Here is a 15952-nt window from a genome sequence, read left to right on the forward strand (position 1 = left end):
TTTAATGCTCAAATGAATCTTGATCGGTAGGATGTGCATCCAATGCAATTTCATAGGCATCCAATATATTTTCTATTGTGTTGGGGTCCTCAATACTTTCCAGATACTGCTCACTGCCTTCATTTTCAACTCGCATCACCAGCATGTCCTGATTTTCATCCCGGGTTTTTAAGAGGGCATATGTTTCATCGTACATATCAAATAAAGCTTCTACTGTTAAATGCATTTCATCACCGTTTTCATCTGTTACGGTAATTGGATCTCTTACGTTTCTCTCCATTATACACCTCCATATAGTTTTATAATCTCTCCAAGTTACTGTAGTTATAAGCACTTTCCTTTACCTCCACCCCCAAAACCCGTATAATCGTAAAAATAACATAAAGGAAATCGTTCCTTATGTTGCACCGACACAAAAAGTAACCTGCTGTTTAGACAGTCCAGGTTACTTTTTTATTGAGAAGGGTACGATATAAGAAATTACTTCAATGGTAGAGGTATGATGATGAAATGAAACATTTACATAGACAACATGTATGGATAGGGAGGTTCTTGGCTTCGGATCCAGGGCGGAAGAGGTTTCAGCAGGCAGGCAAGGCGACGATCAGTTTGATATCTGCTGTGTTTACGATGCTTCTTCTCCTCAATCTATGGGATTATCAGGCGATTACCCCAGCCATTGTAGCGGGGCTCGTTGGCATGCTTGGAGTCATGATCGTGATGGATGACACCGAAGCGAAGAAGAAAGTGACGACCGTGCTGATTGGGGTGTCGGTCGCTTTTGGGATAACGGTCGGTTCATTACTGGCGCATTATAGTCTGCTGGTGAACGGGCTGATGGTGCTGGTCATTTTCTCGGCTTTTTATTTTTCGCGGTTTCAGATCCGGTATTTTTCGATGGGGATGGCAGGATTCATGGCCATCTATATGTCGTTCATTTTGCAGTTGGATGCCGCACATCTCATGTGGTTTTATATTGGAATAATCATCGGGGTTCTATACGTTTATTTCTACAGTTTTGTCTTGTTTAAGGGATCCGTTCACGTTCTGCGCAGAAGTATGCGTTCATTCCATATCCAATCGAATGTGACATTTACGATTCTGATAAAAATGATTGAAGACCCAGAAAACAGCGAGAAGAGGAGAAAGCTACTTTATCGAAATGTGAATCGTTTAAACGATTATGCCAGAATTGTATCCTCTGAGATCAATGATGAGGATCTAAAAAAGCTGTGGCCGGGCATTGAATCGTCTCAGTTACGGTTGTATGTGTTCGATACGGAAATGCTTGTCCAAACCTTGACGGATTCGCTCAGACGCTTGAAGGAACTTGACGCGCTTGAATCTGTAGAAGTGAGGCGTCTGTTGGTCTGGGTCATCCGTTCACTCCGGGATGCCGAGGTGCTGGCACATAATTATGATCCTCATTACTTGGAGGAAGCGGAAAAAGCCATTCAGGGACTTCGGCTGCTTCTGACTGAATTTCTTAGTCAAGAAGAAAAGCCTAAAGGAGTGTATCTCTTAAGAAGGATTGAATCGATTGCGAATCACGTGCTGGAAGCGGCCCTGACCATCCAGGAGTCACTTAAAAAGCCCGGAAAGGAAATGGAATCAGCAGATGAAGCGGCTATGGATGAACCGGAAGAGAAGGAAGATGAGCCTTTAATTGATCGGGCCCTCAAGCCGCAGACTAGAAAAGGCATTCAAGCGCTGGTCGCTGGTACCCTTGCTATCATCGTAGGAGAAATCATCTCACCGACTCAGCCTTATTGGGTTCTGCTGACCACCTTTATCATTCAGATCGGTACCGAGTCAGTGGGCAGAACATATATGAAAGGCTTCCAACGATCTGTCGGCACGGTTATCGGGGCCATCATAGGGTTCGGTGCGGCAAAGCTTGTGTCCGGACAGTCCGAGCTTGAAGTTTTCCTGCTCTTTTTAGTCTTATTCATGGCCCTCTATTTGTTTACCGTTTCCTATACGATGATGAGTTTATTCATCACGATGCTGATTGCGTTTATGTATGATTTATTATTGGGCGGAATCAGCATGGAATTAATGGGGGCGAGAGTCCTGGATACGATTGCAGGGGTGGTGATTGCCTTAAGTGTGTCTGCACTTGTGCTGCCAAAGAGAACAAAGGATAAGGTTGGGGACGCGCTCGATGAGTTCTTCCAGGAGCTTGAAGGATATGTATCTGCTTATTTGAAAAGTTTTATGAAAACAGAGAACGTTCAGCTGACAGATCAGGCATTCCACCTCGACCAGAAGCTCCAAGCCGTCAAAGACGAAGCAGCATCGATCCTTCAAAGACCCGGCGCCCTCACCCGGTCGGGAATCGGAAGGTGGATCACGGTGACGACAGCCATCAATTATTATGCGAAGCATCTGCTTGCCTCATCCAATAGAAAAGCCGATCCGCAGGTAACGGATCATTTATATGCAATATTAGAAGAAACAGAAGAGAAACTTACACACAATATTGAGTCCCTGCGCGGGCTGATGAAAGGGGCCGAGAGCAAAGCCTCTTTCTGGAGTCTGAGTGAGGAACGGGCAGAAGTCGAGAAGCTTGCCCCGAGCAGACTCCGCTCTCAATTGGACATCATTCACCACCTCTATTATATATGGAGGATCAACCAATCGATTCTTGCAATCGGCAAGGAAGTCGGGGCAGAGGTAGTAGATACAAAGGGAGAAAACAGCTAAAACTGTTTTCTCCTTTTTTTTACGATTAATTTCCACATCATTTGTTTTAAGCAGCCTCCCCAAGGGTACAAACTACCATCTGTAAAAATAGTGAGGTGGCAGTTGTGTCAGGCAAAAGAAGTTATTTATTTACGAAAGAAGATATGACCAATCCGGACATCGTCCCGCAGTGGGTCACGGAGGAATATCAACATTTTCATGAAGTCGTGACGGACAAAACGTTCCCTTGTTATTTTGGCATGACGGGTGAGAAAAAAGGCGAACTTCGCTACTCATATATAAGTCATGACAATTGGGAGCACCTGCCTCGGACTCTTCAGGAATTCAACCGGCTATTCGATGTCCCTGAAGGAGAGCGTCTCATCCGTCATGGATTCTTCCTCTTTGTAGAACCCGAGAAGGAAGAGAAGGGTATTCCTTATTATCGTGACTATTTCTGGAACATCCTTCAATTTCTGCATGAGAAGGATCACAAACTGTGGCCGGCGGATTATCCAAAAGATCCCGATCACCACTTATGGGCATTTTCATTTGCTGAAGAACCGTATTTCGTTTTCGGGAATACGCCTGCCTATAAGCAGCGGAAAACCCGTGATCTTGGAAGCAGCCTTGTATTGGGCTTTCAGCCGAGGAGGATATTTGAAGGATTAGAAGGTACCTCCAAAGGAGGCATCATGTCACGTGAAAAAGTACGGGAACGTGTGGAGAAGTGGGACGGCCTTCCGAAGCACCCCAATATCAGCCATTACGGTGATCCTGAGCATCGGGAGTGGAAGCAGTACTTCATAGGAGATGACATTGAACCGATTGAAGGGAAATGTCCATTTCAGCATAAATAGAAAAAAGTGTCAGACCTCATCTTAGAAGGTTTGACACTTTTTTGCTAATAAATATCCACACTGCCGCTTGAGACAGAAGCCTTCACTTGGTACTTTCCGTTACCTGCTGTACCGCTGAGGTCGCCATCCTCCTCTTTTCGATTCTTTAGCGGGAAGTTTGATGACACATCACCGCTGCTTGCACGTCCATCCAAGGTGAAACTGGCGTCATCGGGGAGGTCCAGATTCACTTCGCCTGAACTGACATCAAAGTCTATGTCCCCTGTCAGAGACTTCATCATGACCGTTACATCACCGGAAGAAACATCTCCGCTAAGCGGCCCCTCATAATTCGAGATTTCGACGTCGCCCGAGCTTAGATCCACTTTACCGTTTTTAGTTGATAAATTTTCAATGGTTAAATCACCTGACGATCCCTTATGATCGAATACTTCTGTATCGAAGTTAGCCAGTTCAATATCACCCGATCCCATCCTTACTGTGAATGTATCCAGCTTCATGGGTTTGGACGTAGATCCGCCAGTAAAGATAACTTCACCAGATCCAAGTTCAATGTTCATGTTCCGGTCATAATCCTTTGGAATATAAACGGTGATATCTGATTTGCGGTTGAAGGCAATCCACTGGTACCATTTATGCTTTACCTCAACTTCGATCGTATTTCCTTTCTCTTTCAGTGTGAGTTTTCCTTTTCCATCTATTTCGACTTTCACTTCATTCCCATCTGCAGGAATGATTTCGGTCTCACCGCTTTCCAGCAGCAATTCAATTGAATCCACATCGTTGGTCACTTGTACGGCATCCCCTGATTTATTTTCTTTGGCAAACAACGATGTTTGATCATTTATAATGGTGTAAAGTGCCCCTAAAGCCAATATCGCAATGATGACAGCAAAAATATTTTTCATCTACATCCCCTACCTTTGGTTTGTTTTTCCAATTTATAATTTTATTGTACTGGAAGCCTCGTTTCCCAACAATGACGCTCAGGAATTATTTTTCACTCGGTCCTGAGACGTATGGGATAGTAAGCAATGAATGAAATGCAACAACCAACTTATCTGAGTAAAAAAAGGATATTCCTCCCTAATGATCCTGTTTATAATGAAAATATAGTCGTCATTAAAGGAGAGGAACATTCATGTCCGTTATATTCGGTAGAGCCAATGAAGAAGAAATTCACGAAATTTATGAACTGGCTGGTATAAATCGGGAAGAAGCAACTGGGATCCCTTTTGAAAATCATAAAGAAGAAATGATTAAGGCGTATGAACATTCGAAAAAGTTTGGTGCTTATTTTCTTGCAGCCAGATCAAGCGGGAAGCTGTTGGGCTGGGTTCAGGTTGATAAAAGCACCGATTGGGTAACTGGAAAAGAAATTGGCTGGATCAATGACGTATATGTAAAGAAATCGTTTCGGGGCAATGGGGTTGCGACTGCTCTATTGAAACAGGCACTAAAAGAGCTGAAAGAGATGGAATATGATGAGGTCCGTTTGAATGTGTACAGCAGTAATGAACAAGCGATAAAACTATATGAAAAATTGGGATTCATGGATTTAAATAAATTCATGAAGCTGGATTTGTAAAAAAAAGAAGGACACGATGATGAATCGGTCCTTCTTTTCATAGACGAAGATATTATTTTGCGATGAACATCTGTGTCCAGTATATCCCTTGGCTGCTGTCTTTGGCGATTCCTACACCGATATGTGTCAATTGACCGTTCAGGATGTTTTTGCGGTGACCTGGGCTGTTCATCCAGGCATCTACAACCGATTGAGGTGATTCCTGTCCAACTGCAATGTTTTCTGCAGCAGATGAATATTGAATCCCGAAGTTTTGCATCATCTCAAATGGCGATCCGTAAGTCGGAGAAGTATGGGAAAAATAATCCTTATTTTTCATATCCTCTGACTTCATCTCTGCGACATTGGCAAGTTCTCCATCCGCTTTAAGAGCACCAAGCCCATTCTTTTTGCGTTCCTGGTTCGTTAAATCAACCACCTGTTTCACAAATCCACTTGCCTCTGAAGGCTGAGCTTTTTCCTGAGGCTGATTCGCTGGTGGCTCTGGTTGTGCAGTGTTTGGTTCTTGAGCCTTTTTATCACCGTCTGGAGTGAACGCTTCACCCGGATCTAAATGTGTAAACTCCTTTAATGTCCCATTGGGATCAAGTGGGGCCATGAAACGATGAAGAGCGGTTTGATTCCCCTCATTTACATTATACCCGCCCATATTTGTCGTTCTATTACGGTCTAAATCGGTACGAGGCTTATCTAAGTTCCCATAGTTTACAGGATCATAAGTGACGTCTTGGGTATCTGTCATGTTTTCATTCCCATTATTCGTGTTACATGCTGTTAACAGCATTAAGGGAACAATCGTACATATGCTTAACAGTCTAAGATGTTTTTTCAATTTCATTTCCTCCAAATTTTTATGATGCATTCTCCCGGCCGGAATTGGCCAGGATTGATGACAGTTATTAATATTTGCACCTTCTGCAGGAGGTATCCTCTGAAATATGTGGGAGAATTGGGGAGAGGAATTCATCGGTGTGTTTAGGTTGAGTTGAGGTGGTTGGTGCCAGGCACAAAACAGCGGAATTGAGCCAGGCACAAAACAGTTGAATTGTGCCTGGCACCAAACCGAACAAGACATCAAAAGAGGTAATCACCTGTTCCAGAACGAATTGTAAAAGTACATGTCAGAAAGGAGTGTTCGCTTTAATGGAGAGGAAAAGACTGCGTGAACTGGGAGTGGAGATTGGTTCTTATTCTTGCGGGCATGCTAACAGCATTACTGATATCGAAGGTGTTAAAGTGGGGCACCAGACACTTCATTATGAAAGTAACGGCACAACGGTGCGTACAGGTGTCACGGCTGTTTTGCCCCATGAAGGGAATATATTCAGGGATAAAGTGTTCGCCGCGAGCCATGTGATCAATGGGTTCGGCAAGACGGCGGGGACGATTCAAATCGAGGAATTGGGCGTGTTGGAAAGCCCGATCATGCTGACCAACACTCTTTCGGTCGGGGATGTCATGAAAGGTACGGTTCAATATTTGTTGGAGGAAAGCCCGGAGATTGGGGATACCACAGGGACAGTCAATGTTTTCGTTGGGGAGTGCAATGATGGGTATCTGAATGACATCCGGGGGCTTCACGTTTCCCCGGATGATGCCAGGGAAGCGATAAACAAGGCTCACTCGGGAATCGTCGAAGAAGGTTGCGTAGGGGCTGGAACCGGAATGCTCTGTTTGGGCTATAAGGGAGGCATCGGGACTAGTTCCAGGCAGCACACGTTCGGCGATGAGGTATATTCAGTGGGCGCCCTTGTGGTTACGAATTTTGGCAGGCGCAAAGATCTGCGCATCCCCGAAGAATTAAAAAAGGAAGAACGTGAGATTCCTGATGGCTCCATTATGATCATCCTGGCGACAGACGCGCCAATGAATGAGAGGCAGCTTAAGAGGCTGGCAAAGCGGGCCTCATTCGGCTTATCCCGGACCGGTTCTTATGCGGCTCATGGGAGCGGCGATATCGTCCTGGCCTTTTCGACTGCACACAGAGTACCGCATCAACCAACTGAAGACAATACGGTGTCTTACTCGTTCATTAAAGAAGATGGTGAGATCATTTCTGCACTTTTTGAAATGGCTGTAGATAGTGTCGAGGAAGCGATATGGAATGCCCTGGCGGGAGCGGAAACAACGACAGGAAGGAATGAGCGGCAAGTGGAAGCCATTCCGTTGGAGCTGCTGATCGGTTTGAAGAAGTAAAGAATATGGAAAGAAGCCCGCTGTAATAAAAGGTTTTTTCCTGTGGGGAAAGAGGAAATATAAAAAGAAGGAATGACAATAAGGGATGTGAAATGATGAACTACACACCTTTGCCTCTTTCTTTTTACGAACAGCCGACTTTAGAACTTTCTCAAGCACTGTTAGGCTGTGTATTAGTAAAGGAAACGGAGGAAGGAATTGCTTCAGGCTATATAGTGGAAACGGAAGCTTATCTGGGTCCTGAAGACAGGGCAGCCCACAGCTTTGGCAATCGCCGGACAAAGCGGACAGAGATCATGTTCCATGAAGCAGGCCGGGTTTATACATATTTGATGCATACCCATTGCCTGGTTAATGTCGTATCGGCTGAAGTCGGGGTGCCGAATGCCATTTTAATCAGGGCGGTCGAACCTTTGGAGGGTCTCGACTTAATGATGGAAAGAAGAAAAGGCCAGCCGATGAAAAACTGGACAAGCGGACCCGGTAAATTGACGAAAGCTTTAGGGATTACCATGGAGGACTATGGAAGGTTTTACACCGGGCCTCCGATCATGATTGCAGAAGGTTATACCCCTGCCGAAATTGCTTCCGGAAAAAGAATCGGGATCGACAATACCGGAGAAGCAAGGGATTATCCATGGCGCTACTGGGTGAAGGGTAACCCTTATGTTTCCAGATAGTGCATCAGATTCTAAATTTTCAAACAAATAAAGAAAAACTACACCCAATGTACTAGTTTTATGGTATATTTTACTTATTAAGATTATTTTCTACATAAAATGATAATATTCGCATTGGGAGCTGTGAACCTGAATGATAGATGGGCGCTTACATTCTGGGGAGCTAGTAGCGCAACCGACCACATACGAACGTATTCATACGTTCTTTCATGTGGTCTTTTTTATTTGAAAACGGGGAATTCTGTTCCAAAAACTTACGATAAAGAAAGTATAGGGGTTTTATGAATATATTTACGATTTTTCAAGATGACTTTATTTATCATGATTATCAGCCTTTATATACAATTGATCGCAGTCAATCGCTTTTTGGATACGAGGCGCTGCTGAGGAATAAACTTCAGGAGAATCCCGAGACGCTTTTCCAGACAGCTATGAGGGCTAACATTTTATATAAGCTTGATACCTTATCTATATCAAAAGCCATTGAGGGCTTCCTGCATAATCGGAATCAGAATGGACGGCTGTTCGTTAATGTTTATGTGACCACGATCTTACATCCAAGCTTTCATAAATATTTCGACTATCTCATGGGGACCTACCCTGAACTGCAGGGTCGCCTTGTATTCGAGCTGAATGAATCAACGTCAGATGAGCTCTGGCAGAACCCGTTATTGCTGAAGGCTCTGAAGAATCTGAAACAATACAATGTGTTATACGCCATTGACGATTTCGGACAAGGGACGGCTTCGATAAAAAAGTCCATCGAATTTGAACCGGATATCATCAAACTTGATCGTTATTTTGCAAAAAATTTGGCTGAGAGTGAAAGGAAGCAGCGGTTCATCTCTTTTTTTAGTCAGTTTTATGGAAGTGACACAATCATCATATTAGAAGGAATTGAACAAGAAGAAGATATGCAAGTGGCCAAGGAACTTGGCATCACGATCGGACAAGGCTATTTTCTTGGCCGACCGAGCCAGCTGCTCGCATAATTCATTTGAACGAATGAAGATCAGGGCGTTTACCTGATCTTTTTTTAATATATCAAAAATAGTTGAAACAAAATTGTTTAAATTGAAATAAAATTGAAAAAATTTACATTATCCATTAAACTGAAGGAAAAAGAAAAAGGGGATTACGATGAAATTTCTGAGGTTTCCGTTTAAATTCGTATTCTATTATTTTCTCGGCTTCATCGGTATCATAGCGATCAGCGTTGCTCCTCAAGCGATGAGGGAAAGGGGACTGTACAACTTTATCGGGTACTCCGAAGAAGTTGTGAAGTTTTTCTTTGCGTTTTGGGATAAAGAAAATTGGAGCTATACCTATAAAGGGTATACCGAGCATTTCATGGATATGCTCTGGGATCCGTACCTGTATTCATTACAAGTATTAGGAGGGGCCTTGGCAATCGGACTCGTACTCGGGTTTGTTCTGACTGTCATCACGGTATTTCTTCCCCGATGGTTGTCGTCACCACTAAAAAAGCTGTTGAACCTCCTGGAAACAGTTCCGGATCTTATGTTTGCTTTCATGCTCCAGCTGTTCATTGTCTTCATCTTTAAAAAGTTCGGCTTCGAGCTGATGCAGTTCACGGAATTGGGAGACGAAAAAATCTATCTTGCACCGATGATCACTCTCTCGATCATCCCGATGATATCATTCTTTCGCATCCTGCTTTTGATTACAGAAGAAGAACTCTTAAAACCTCATATTGAATTTGCCCAAAGTAAAGGGATGTCCAAAGGGAAGATCCTGTTGTCCCATGTATTTAAAAATATATCACCAAGCCTTTTTTATCATGGAAAAATCATCATTTGGGGAATGCTTTCAAGCTTATTTGTCATTGAAACGATTTTCAATATGAGAGGAATCACGTACTATATCGTGCAGGATTTCAGGCCGATGGTCATCGCCATTTCTCTTATTCTGATTTTCACTCCTTTCTTCGTCGTCTATCAGGGAGTGTATCTGTGGGTAAATACAGCCGGCAATGAAGATGATACCAAATATAAAAAGGATAAAATAAAATGGACGGAATGGAAGGTTTGGAGATGGCTTGCCGCAATCAGAAGATTGTGGTGGCAGCATATGCACAATCCTAAATTTGCTTTGGGGTGCAGCGTACTGTTTATCATGATTATGTACAGCTTTCTCTACCCTTTATTTAAAGAGAATCCGATCCATTACATCAAGTATCTGAAAAATGATGAAGGCCGGATCGTTTCAGGCCCTCCGCATGAACCATCAAGCCAAATGATCCTCGGTTCGGATATTTATGGATACAGCATAATGGATCAATTGATAGTCGGGGCTAAATATACTCTGCTATTCGCTTTGATTGTAGCCTCATTACGTGTCATAGGCGGTTTTTACTTAGGGGTCTTCTATCATTTTCACTTAAAGGAAAGGAGAAAGAATTGGCTCGATCGACTGGTTGATTCGATACACTTTCTTCCGCTAAGTTTGATTGCATACCTGCTGCTTAGGCCCGTTTTATGGGGATTGCCTGTACTTGGATGGGATAACTCGATGTTTGAGCGACTTGTATTTGAGGCAATGGTCCTCACCATAATGGTATTGCCGTTAACGACGGTATTGATCGGGAATGAACTGAAATTGATAGGGAGAAAAGATTTTGTACTATCTGCCAAACTATTGGGGGGAAGCAATAAGCATTTGTTGTGGACCCACCTCTTCCCGCATCTTGCACCAAGGTTGTTCATTATCTTCGGTCACCAGTTTATTCAAACTCTATTGATTCTGGTGCATTTAGGCTTGTTCCACCTGTTTCTTGGCGGGACGATCATTTCGGGAGGAGATCTGCCGGACCCGCCTAAATCAGGGACCTTTGAATGGTCAGGTCTGATAAGCTCCGCCAGGTATTCACTCATGACCGGTAAATATTGGATCGTCATTGCTCCGCTCGTGGCATTCATGATCGCCATCATCGCGATGCAGCTCATCGTTCAGGGAGTAAAAGAAATCCAGCAGCAAAAGGTTGGCGTACTGATCAACAATACCCCGATCAAGAGCAGAGACAAATCAGTGAAAAAGAAAGCGTACCGTCCGGTAATAGGGGACTTCCATTTAACAAAGCAGCAGAACTATAAAGGATAGAAGGAGTTGAAAGACATGAGCGGTAAAAGCCCGAAACTTCCTTTGACAGATGATGAAAGAAAATCACTTAGAAGAGAGAAAATGAAACTAAGAGATTTACATACAATGTCGCCAGAAGAATTGAGTGAAAGGTTGGAAATCCCCATTGAAAGATCAAGATACTTGGTGGGGATGTCCATTTTCCAACAGATTCCTTCCATCGGTCCGAACATGGCACATAACGTAGTAGAAGATTTGCAATTTCATTCTTATGATGACATCAAGGGAGAAAAAGGTGAAGACCTGATCATCAAACTCGAGAAGAAATACGGGGTGTGGATGGACCCCTGTGTAGAAGATTCTCTGAGGTGTATCGTTCATCATGCGCAGCACCCTGGCAGTGAGAAGAATTGGTGGAACTTCACCCCTGAAAGAAAAGCATACAGGAAGAAATATGGTTATCCGCCTGACCGGCCGAAAAAGGCTTGGGATTCAGTGAACCGATGAATACACGGTAGAAAACATGCTCTCTTGCGGGGCATGTTTTTTTATGGGTAAATAAGCAGATGTCCCTTCCTGACTTACGAACTAAATAATCTAAAAATTACAAAAATACGTAGTGCTTTCCTTCTGTTTTTATTAAAACATACTGACAAGCCATATCTTCTGTGTTAAAACATTAAAAACCATAAAATGTAATAAATGGTAATAAAGTCGGGGAGGCTGTTTAAGTGAAAAGAAAACTTCTATTAAAATCATTTTTTATCGCAGCTTTGAGTTTGGCAATGATGACACCGAGTGTGATTGCCCATGACGTCTTAGATGACATTTCCATTGAAAAAGGAGAGGGTGCAGGTTCGGAAGCTGTCATTCCTCAGCTTGAAGGCAGTAAGAATCTTAATGGATGGCATGAAGTGGCAGCGGTCCAATTGGCAGAGAAAGACGGGATTCAAAATAATACCGCGGATGTCTATGCACATAACGGCTTTGCTTATGTGGGTACCCACACTAGGAATGGAGGCAATGGCGGGGTACGTGTATTCGATCTGAAAGACCCGGCGAACCCGAAAGAAGTATCCGTTTTTGCCGATGACATTCCAGGTACATGGACAGAAAAGGTCATAGTGAAGAAAGTGAATACAAAGGATTTCAATGGCGACTTGGCCGCAGTCAGCGTTCAACAGCTGAATCGAAGCAACCCTGACTCTGTAGGAGGCGTACTCCTTTATGATGTCACGGACCCTTATCATCCTGAAAAGCTCGGGTTCTGGGCAGTGGATAAGAGGGCACCGGGAACCCATGAGTTATACTTAGCCAAACAGGGGGACCGTGCGTTTGTATTGGCGGCGAGCAACTATGCTGACTATTATACACACGGAGAGAAGAAGGATTTCTCCCTGATTGATGTGAGCGACCCGACCGACCCTGAAACCATTTATGAATTTGATCCCCGCCAGCTTGAAGAAGTCCCGGCTGACTTTAATGGATACCACTGGCAGGCTCCGGATGGAAAGACCCGCCCGGTATTCAATCACAGCGTCATGACTGATGAAAATGCCAAGACAGCTTTCCTATCATATTGGGATCTTGGTACCATTATGCTGGACATCAGTAACCCGGACAACCCTGTATACTTGGGAAGAACGGAATATGCATCGGATCAGCAGGGGTCGGCACATTCCGCTCAAGTTGCCAAGGGAGGCACGGTCCTGATAGAGACGAGAGAAGTATACGCGCCGAAACGGGAGGGCTTTGAAGAGTCCTATGGTTATACGAGAATCTTTGATATCAAGGATAAAACAAATCCGAAGCTTTTGAGTAATTTCAAGACGGATCTAGTTGACAATGTGGAGGACGGAGTGACGTTCGCAAATACCGTCCATGACCCTAAAGTGGTCGGGAATACCCTTTATTTATCCCACTATGCAGGCGGCGTGAGAGCGGTGGACATCACAGACCCGGCACAACCGGAAGAGATTGGGCGCTACGTTCCAGAAAACTCGTTCATCTGGGGTGTGTTTGCAGACCGCAACTACATTCTTGCTTCTGATATGGGGTCAGGCTTGAAGGTTCTTCAGAAAAATAATGCCCATGAGTAATCGATAAGTTGAAAGGCTCCGCGACTTCATACCGCGGAGCTTTTTTCCCAGAGAGGAAAATGGTGAAGTCAAAATTTTTTGTGATTCAAATCGTCTCTTATATAATCAATCATATAAGGAAGGAGAGGATCACATGGATTATGCCATCGTTACAGGAGCGACAAGAGGATTAGGTGAGTCGATTGCCAAGCTCTTTACCCGGAAAGGAATCCGCCTGATTAACGTTTCCCGTTCGGATAATGATACATTGAAGAAAATATGTGATGAAGAAGGGGTCCCATATGAGTATGTCGGGTGCGATCTTTCCAATCCAGGGGAAACCGAGAACGTAATGAAAAGAATAGGGAGCAGCGTGTTCAATTCCGGTGCCAACCGAATTTACCTTGTTCAAAATGCTGGAGTGGTCACACCCATCAGTCCTTCCGGTCAGGTAGAAAACACGGAGCTTGCAAAGAGTGTGAATGTAAACCTGGTTTCTCCTATGATCATTACAAATGAAATGCTGAAAGCGTCCGAGGGTTCTGAAAGCCAGCTTATCATGGTCAATGTGAGCTCTGGTGCCGGGAGCAGACCCGTTTACGGATGGAGTACGTATTGTTCTACGAAAGCGGGGATCAATATGCTGACGGAAACTGTGAGCCTGGAACTCTCAAACAAGGGCAGCCGGCATAAAGTCATTGCTTTCAGTCCAGGGGTGATGGATACGGACATGCAGGGAACAATCCGTTCCTCATCAGAAGAAGCCTTTGCCGATGTTGAAAATTTTAAGCGTTACAAAGAACAGGGAATGCTGAGGGACACGGATACAGTAGCAGGTGTCCTTGTGGAGCTTGTGACAGAAGCGGATGTTGAATCTGGTAAGTTGTATCATGTGAATGATTTGTTATAGAAACAGGGTATAGATTTGATAAATGCACAAAAAGAGACAAATCCGATAAGGATTTGTCTCTTTTGTATTATGAACGCGCAGTGCTCGGTTTAGGTGCTTTTGAGCGTGTAAACTTCGGCAGTGCAAATCGGATCGCAATTAAACCGCATATTGCTGTCAGAATCGGATAGAATGCATATGGAATGACACTCAATGGTGAGATCCCTGCTGTTTCTGCTACTAATAATGCCTGAGCTCCATAAGGGATCAAGCCTTGTACGGAGCAAGAGAAGATATCCAGGATACTTGCAGATTTACGGGAATCGACTCCATAATTTTCACCGATTTCTTTCGCAAGCGGACCTGCAATGATGATAGAAATCGTGTTGTTTGCCGTGCAAAGGTTTGTTGAACTTACAAGCCCGGCTGTTGCCAATTGTGCTCCTTTCGGGGAGCGGATCTTGCGGGTGGCAAGATAAAGCAGTGCCTGTATTCCTCCATTATAACGGATAAGTTCAACCACACCGCCGATAAGGACGGTCAAAATCACGATTTCAGCCATTCCGGTCATTCCATCGGCGATGCTTCCGAAGTAGCTGGAAGGTGTAAAGCTTCCATCCGCAAATCCGATGATCCCTGATAGCACGATGCCTCCGAATAGGACGATGAACACATTCAATCCTGCCAATGCACCGATGATGACACCCAGATAAGGGAGGATTTTCACCCAGTTAAAGGTATCGACGTTTACCGTTGATTGGTTGCCTGCTGTGATAAAGTATAAAATCACCATTGTTAGTATGGCTGCAGGAAGAACGATAAAGAAGTTCACCTTGAATTTATCTTTCATTTCCGTTTTCTGTGTGCGTACGGCAGCGATCGTTGTATCAGAGATGAACGATAGATTGTCACCAAACATCGCACCACCGATGACCGTCGCCATTGCAACAGGCATCGCGATATCCGTACCTGAGCTGATTCCTACACCGATCGGGGCAAGTGCCGCGATCGTACCCATTGAAGTCCCCATGGATAATGAAACAAACGCTGCTATTAAAAACAGTCCAACGATCAGAAGATTTTCCGGCAGTACTGATAGAGCCATATTGACCGTTGAATCCACAGCGCCCATTTTTTCAGCGACTCCAGAGAATGCCCCTGCTAGAAGGAAGATGAACACCATGATCATAATGTCAGGATGTCCTGCCCCTTTGGCAAATCGCTCGACTTTAACATTCAGTGAGTCCTTTCTGTTCATGAACAGCGCAACTACAGCTGCGATGATGATGGAAACAAGTACAGGGAATGCGTAAAAATCTCCTGAAATGATTCCGGCACCCAGAAAGAGTGAAACAAATATGAATAATGGCAGTAATGCCAGAAGATTTCCTTTTTCGTTAATCATTTGAACAACTCCTTTGACAATTTGCTATTGATAAATGGGTTGAATAATGGATTGTGGTGTAAGATCCGACATCGAACGACAAATTTCGCTATCGGGCCAATGACCGGTCCATGGCAACCCGATCCCAACGTTATAAGTATTACCTCGCTGGATAAAAATAAAAACCTCTTCTTAACAAGAAGAGGTTTCCAATAAAAGAAACACTCTTCTCATCTTTCAAGCTTCATGCTTGCTGGATGTGGCACAGCACTCGTTTGGAGTCCGCTGCCGAGACATCATAGGGCCAGTCCCTCCGTCTCTCTGGATAAGAAGAATACCTATATTCACTTTTAAAATTATACTTACATACTTTAAGGCGTTTAAGAAGAAAAGTCAAACGGAAAATGGTTGATGTTCACTCTTCTCGGACAATAAAGATTTTCCAGTCAACATGATGAAATACAATGAGCTTGATAACAATAGGGTTTATCCG

The 15952-nt window shown here is 43.9% G+C and carries 14 protein-coding genes and 2 riboswitches; of the genes, 10 read left to right on the forward strand and 4 right to left on the reverse strand.

Annotated features, from left to right (window positions below; genetic code table 11):
- Position 1: 1 nt before the first annotated feature.
- The gene (locus ACUXV2_RS20910; RefSeq protein ID WP_446244988.1) at positions 2 to 280 is read right to left on the reverse strand and encodes a DUF1292 domain-containing protein; all 279 of its coding nucleotides are present in this window, start codon (positions 278 to 280) and stop codon (positions 2 to 4) included.
- Between the two features lie 272 nt (positions 281 to 552).
- Here ACUXV2_RS20910 and ACUXV2_RS20915 point away from each other — a divergent pair, with 272 nt between their 5' ends.
- Both ACUXV2_RS20915 and ACUXV2_RS20920 read left to right on the forward strand, forming a co-directional pair.
- Positions 553 to 2706: an FUSC family protein gene (locus tag ACUXV2_RS20915; protein WP_446244989.1), complete on the forward strand. Its 2154-nt coding sequence runs from the start codon at positions 553 to 555 to the stop codon at positions 2704 to 2706.
- Positions 2707 to 2849: 143 nt separating this feature from the next.
- Positions 2850 to 3545: a YqcI/YcgG family protein gene (locus ACUXV2_RS20920; protein ID WP_446247119.1), complete on the forward strand. Its 696-nt coding sequence runs from the start codon at positions 2850 to 2852 to the stop codon at positions 3543 to 3545.
- A 44-nt stretch (positions 3546 to 3589) separates the two neighbouring features.
- Here the strand turns inward: ACUXV2_RS20920 and liaG are convergent, their stop codons facing one another.
- On the reverse strand, positions 3590 to 4453 hold the full coding sequence (liaG, locus tag ACUXV2_RS20925; RefSeq protein ID WP_446244990.1) for a LiaG family protein: 864 nt from the start codon (positions 4451 to 4453) through the stop codon (positions 3590 to 3592).
- A gap of 233 nt (positions 4454 to 4686) precedes the next feature.
- On the opposite strand from liaG, the gene ACUXV2_RS20930 reads away from it, so the two are divergent.
- Entirely contained in the window at positions 4687 to 5133 is a 447-nt protein-coding gene (locus ACUXV2_RS20930; RefSeq protein WP_446244991.1) for an N-acetyltransferase family protein, read from the forward strand.
- A gap of 52 nt (positions 5134 to 5185) precedes the next feature.
- On the opposite strand, the gene ACUXV2_RS20935 is transcribed toward ACUXV2_RS20930, so the two are convergent.
- Complete coding sequence (locus ACUXV2_RS20935; RefSeq protein WP_446244992.1) at positions 5186 to 5965, reverse strand: CAP domain-containing protein; 780 nt, start codon at positions 5963 to 5965, stop codon at positions 5186 to 5188.
- Positions 5966 to 6276: 311 nt separating this feature from the next.
- On the opposite strand from ACUXV2_RS20935, the gene ACUXV2_RS20940 reads away from it, so the two are divergent.
- From ACUXV2_RS20940 to ACUXV2_RS20970, 7 genes are all read left to right on the forward strand, one after another.
- Positions 6277 to 7329: a DmpA family aminopeptidase gene (locus ACUXV2_RS20940; RefSeq protein ID WP_446244993.1), complete on the forward strand. Its 1053-nt coding sequence runs from the start codon at positions 6277 to 6279 to the stop codon at positions 7327 to 7329.
- Positions 7330 to 7421: 92 nt separating this feature from the next.
- A complete protein-coding gene (locus tag ACUXV2_RS20945) occupies positions 7422 to 8009 on the forward strand; it encodes a DNA-3-methyladenine glycosylase (protein ID WP_446244994.1) in 588 nt (195 codons plus the stop codon).
- A 108-nt stretch (positions 8010 to 8117) separates the two neighbouring features.
- Positions 8118 to 8199: riboswitch (cyclic di-GMP riboswitch) on the forward strand.
- Positions 8200 to 8290: 91 nt separating this feature from the next.
- Positions 8291 to 9001, forward strand: coding sequence for an EAL domain-containing protein (locus ACUXV2_RS20950; RefSeq protein ID WP_446244995.1), 711 nt, complete (start codon positions 8291 to 8293; stop codon positions 8999 to 9001).
- A 148-nt stretch (positions 9002 to 9149) separates the two neighbouring features.
- Entirely contained in the window at positions 9150 to 11129 is a 1980-nt protein-coding gene (locus tag ACUXV2_RS20955; protein WP_446244996.1) for an ABC transporter permease subunit, read from the forward strand.
- A gap of 15 nt (positions 11130 to 11144) precedes the next feature.
- Positions 11145 to 11615, forward strand: coding sequence for a helix-hairpin-helix domain-containing protein (locus ACUXV2_RS20960; protein WP_446244997.1), 471 nt, complete (start codon positions 11145 to 11147; stop codon positions 11613 to 11615).
- Between the two features lie 224 nt (positions 11616 to 11839).
- Positions 11840 to 13207 (forward strand): LVIVD repeat-containing protein, encoded by a 1368-nt coding sequence (locus tag ACUXV2_RS20965; protein WP_446244998.1) that lies wholly within the window; start codon positions 11840 to 11842, stop codon positions 13205 to 13207.
- A 133-nt stretch (positions 13208 to 13340) separates the two neighbouring features.
- Positions 13341 to 14096, forward strand: coding sequence for a (S)-benzoin forming benzil reductase (locus ACUXV2_RS20970; RefSeq protein WP_446244999.1), 756 nt, complete (start codon positions 13341 to 13343; stop codon positions 14094 to 14096).
- Positions 14097 to 14163: 67 nt separating this feature from the next.
- On the opposite strand, the gene ACUXV2_RS20975 is transcribed toward ACUXV2_RS20970, so the two are convergent.
- Complete coding sequence (locus ACUXV2_RS20975; RefSeq protein WP_446245000.1) at positions 14164 to 15480, reverse strand: Na+/H+ antiporter NhaC family protein; 1317 nt, start codon at positions 15478 to 15480, stop codon at positions 14164 to 14166.
- Between the two features lie 206 nt (positions 15481 to 15686).
- A riboswitch (SAM riboswitch) is annotated at positions 15687 to 15791 on the reverse strand.
- Positions 15792 to 15952: the final 161 nt, after the last annotated feature.

Source organism: Rossellomorea sp. NS-SX7 (assembly GCF_052828565.1).

What these genes read in the sequence shown, in the direction of transcription:
- ACUXV2_RS20955 (WP_446244996.1), top strand. Translation starts at nt 9,150, where the DNA reads ATGAAATTTCTGAGGTTTCCGTTTAAATTCGTATTCTATTATTTTCTC.
- ACUXV2_RS20975 (WP_446245000.1), bottom strand. Translation starts at nt 15,480, where the DNA reads ATGATTAACGAAAAAGGAAATCTTCTGGCATTACTGCCATTATTCATA.
- ACUXV2_RS20950 (WP_446244995.1), top strand. Translation starts at nt 8,291, where the DNA reads ATGAATATATTTACGATTTTTCAAGATGACTTTATTTATCATGATTAT.
- ACUXV2_RS20945 (WP_446244994.1), top strand. Translation starts at nt 7,422, where the DNA reads ATGATGAACTACACACCTTTGCCTCTTTCTTTTTACGAACAGCCGACT.
- ACUXV2_RS20970 (WP_446244999.1), top strand. Translation starts at nt 13,341, where the DNA reads ATGGATTATGCCATCGTTACAGGAGCGACAAGAGGATTAGGTGAGTCG.
- ACUXV2_RS20940 (WP_446244993.1), top strand. Translation starts at nt 6,277, where the DNA reads ATGGAGAGGAAAAGACTGCGTGAACTGGGAGTGGAGATTGGTTCTTAT.
- ACUXV2_RS20920 (WP_446247119.1), top strand. Translation starts at nt 2,850, where the DNA reads ATGACCAATCCGGACATCGTCCCGCAGTGGGTCACGGAGGAATATCAA.
- liaG (WP_446244990.1), bottom strand. Translation starts at nt 4,453, where the DNA reads ATGAAAAATATTTTTGCTGTCATCATTGCGATATTGGCTTTAGGGGCA.
- ACUXV2_RS20960 (WP_446244997.1), top strand. Translation starts at nt 11,145, where the DNA reads ATGAGCGGTAAAAGCCCGAAACTTCCTTTGACAGATGATGAAAGAAAA.
- ACUXV2_RS20930 (WP_446244991.1), top strand. Translation starts at nt 4,687, where the DNA reads ATGTCCGTTATATTCGGTAGAGCCAATGAAGAAGAAATTCACGAAATT.
- ACUXV2_RS20910 (WP_446244988.1), bottom strand. Translation starts at nt 280, where the DNA reads ATGGAGAGAAACGTAAGAGATCCAATTACCGTAACAGATGAAAACGGT.